Source organism: Mesorhizobium sp. EU05-FHT14A09 (assembly GCF_058790995.1).
On record NZ_JBYTDF010000020.1, the window covers coordinates 2,501 to 5,697 of the forward strand.

Below are 3,197 nucleotides of genomic sequence, written 5' to 3' on the forward strand. Positions count from 1 at the left end.
CTTTTTGTGCCAATTCCATCTGTCGCGTGTGAGCTGCAAGGTTCACGCGCTAAAGCTGATGGGCATTGGCAATGAGAACGATCAAGTGTCTTAAGGGCAATTGGTGGATGCCTTGGCATGCACAGGCGATGAAGGACGTGATACGCTGCGATAAGCTACGGGGAGGTGCGAATACCCTTTGATCCGTAGATTTCCGAATGGGGAAACCCACCTAAGGTACTTGGAAAATCAGAGTAGCAGAGCGATCTGCTGCTGTGGTTTCCAAGTATCGATAATAGGTAACTTACCCTGAATACATAGGGGTAAAGTGGCGAACGCGGGGAACTGAAACATCTAAGTACCCGTAGGAAAGGACATCAACCGAGACTCCGCAAGTAGTGGCGAGCGAACGCGGACCAGGCCAGTGGCTTTTGTGAGATAAGTGGAACCTTCTGGAAAGTAGGGCCATAGTGGGTGATAGCCCCGTACACGTAATGCGAACAAAAGTCCTTGAGTAAGGCGGGACACGTGAAATCCTGTCTGAACATGGGGAGACCACTCTCCAAGCCTAAGTACTCGTGCATGACCGATAGCGAACTAGTACCGTGAGGGAAAGGTGAAAAGCACCCCGACAAGGGGAGTGAAAGAGTACCTGAAACCGATTGCCTACAAACAGATGGAGCCCGCAAGGGTGACATCGTACCTTTTGTATAATGGGTCAGCGACTTAGTGTGTCGAGCAAGCTTAAGCCGGTAGGTGTAGGCGCAGCGAAAGCGAGTCTGAACAGGGCGTTCAGTTCGACGCATTAGACCCGAAACCGAGTGATCTAGCCATGAGCAGGTTGAAGGTAGGGTAACACCTACTGGAGGACCGAACCCATAACTGTTGCAATAGTTCGGGATGACTTGTGGCTAGGGGTGAAAGGCCAATCAAACTCGGAAATAGCTGGTTCTCCGCGAAATCTATTTAGGTAGAGCGTCGACCGAATACCCTGGGGGGTAAAGCACTGCATGGGCTAGGGGTCCTCACCGGATTACCAAACCTAAGCAAACTCTGAATACCCAGGAGTACTAGTCGGCAGACACACGGCGGGTGCTAACGTCCGTCGTGAAAAGGGAAACAACCCTGACCTACAGCTAAGGTCCCCAAGTTATGGCTAAGTGGGAAAGGATGTGAGGATCCCAAAACAACCAGGATGTTGGCTTAGAAGCAGCCATCATTTAAAGAAAGCGTAACAGCTCACTGGTCTAAATAAGGGTCTTTGCGCCGAAAATGTAACGGGGCTAAAGCCATACACCGAAGCTTAGGGTTCGCAGCAATGCGAGCGGTAGCGGAGCGTTCCGTAAGCCAGTGAAGGGAGACCCGTGAGGGCTCCTGGAGGTATCGGAAGTGCGAATGCTGACATGAGTAACGTAAGGGGAGTGAGAGACTCCCCCGCCGAAAGACCAAGGGTTCCTGCTTAAAGTTAATCTGAGCAGGGTTAGCCGGCCCCTAAGACGAGGCGGAAACGCGTAGTCGATGGGAACCACGTTAATATTCGTGGGCCTGTGGGTAGTGACGGATTGCACAAGTTGTCCAACCTTATCGGATTGGAAGGGCAGCGGAGCGGTTCCAGGAAATAGCTCCCACTTATAGACCGTACCCGAAACCGACACTGGTGGTCAGGTAGAGTATACCAAGGCGCTTGAGAGAACTATGCTGAAGGAACTCGGCAAATTGCACGCGTAACTTCGGAAGAAGCGTGACCCTTCATTGCGCAAGCATTGGAGGGTGGCACAGACCAGGGGGTAGCGACTGTTTATCAAAAACACAGGGCTCTGCGAAGCCGCAAGGCGACGTATAGGGTCTGACGCCTGCCCGGTGCTGGAAGGTTAAGAGGAGGGGTGCAAGCTCTGAATCGAAGCCCCAGTAAACGGCGGCCGTAACTATAACGGTCCTAAGGTAGCGAAATTCCTTGTCGGGTAAGTTCCGACCTGCACGAATGGCGTAACGACTTCCCCGCTGTCTCCAGCATAGACTCAGTGAAATTGAATTCCCCGTGAAGATGCGGGGTTCCTGCGGTTAGACGGAAAGACCCCGTGCACCTTTACTATAGCTTTACATTGGCATTCGTAGTGGCATGTGTAGGATAGGTGGTAGGCTTTGAAGCCAGGGCGCCAGCCTTGGTGGAGCCACCCTTGAAATACCACCCTTATTACTATGGATGTCTAACCGCGGCCCGTTATCCGGGTCCGGGACAATGTATGGTGGGTAGTTTGACTGGGGCGGTCGCCTCCTAAAGAGTAACGGAGGCGCGCGATGGTGGGCTCAGAACGGTCGGAAATCGTTCGCTGAGTGCAATGGCATAAGCCTGCCTGACTGCGAGACTGACAAGTCGAGCAGAGACGAAAGTCGGTCATAGTGATCCGGTGGTCCCGTGTGGAAGGGCCATCGCTCAACGGATAAAAGGTACGCCGGGGATAACAGGCTGATGACCCCCAAGAGTCCATATCGACGGGGTTGTTTGGCACCTCGATGTCGACTCATCGCATCCTGGGGCTGGAGCAGGTCCCAAGGGTATGGCTGTTCGCCATTTAAAGCGGTACGTGAGTTGGGTTCAGAACGTCGTGAGACAGTTCGGTCCCTATCTGCCGTGGGTGTAGGAATATTGAAAGGATCTGTCCCTAGTACGAGAGGACCGGGATGGACGTATCTCTGGTGGACCTGTTGTGGCGCCAGCCGCATAGCAGGGTAGCTATATACGGACGGGATAACCGCTGAAGGCATCTAAGCGGGAAACCCACCTTGAAACGAGTATTCCCTGAGAACCGTGGAAGACGACCACGTTGATAGGCCGGGTGTGGAAGAGCGGCAACGCTTGAAGCTTACCGGTACTAATAGTTCGATCGGCTTGATCGTTCTCATTCCTTATGCTCATCAAAAAGCGCTCACGCTTGAGCGGCCTTTACAGGCCCAAGCTCCGCGAGGGCGCCGGATGAAACCGGCGACGCGCAGTCGCGCTTGCGGGCTAAACCCGTAACAACTGCTCGCGCCTTGGCACAAAACAGCTTCTCGATTACGTGCGTTTTGCCGACCTGGTGGTTATGGCGGAGCGGCTGCACCCGATCCCATTCCGAACTCGGCCGTGAAACGCTCCAGCGCCAATGGTACTTCGTCTCAAGACGCGGGAGAGTAGGTCGCTGCCAGGTCTGCTAAATGCACGTAATAATCTTCTCTTT

At 53.6% G+C, this 3,197-nt stretch carries 2 rRNA genes; both read left to right on the forward strand.

Going from position 1 to position 3,197, the window contains the following annotated elements:
- Positions 1 to 79: 79 nt before the first annotated feature.
- Positions 80 to 2,877, forward strand: a 23S ribosomal RNA gene (locus AC3WTO_RS31065).
- A 175-nt stretch (positions 2,878 to 3,052) separates the two neighbouring features.
- Positions 3,053 to 3,167: ribosomal RNA gene (rrf, locus tag AC3WTO_RS31070) — 5S ribosomal RNA — on the forward strand.
- Positions 3,168 to 3,197: the final 30 nt, after the last annotated feature.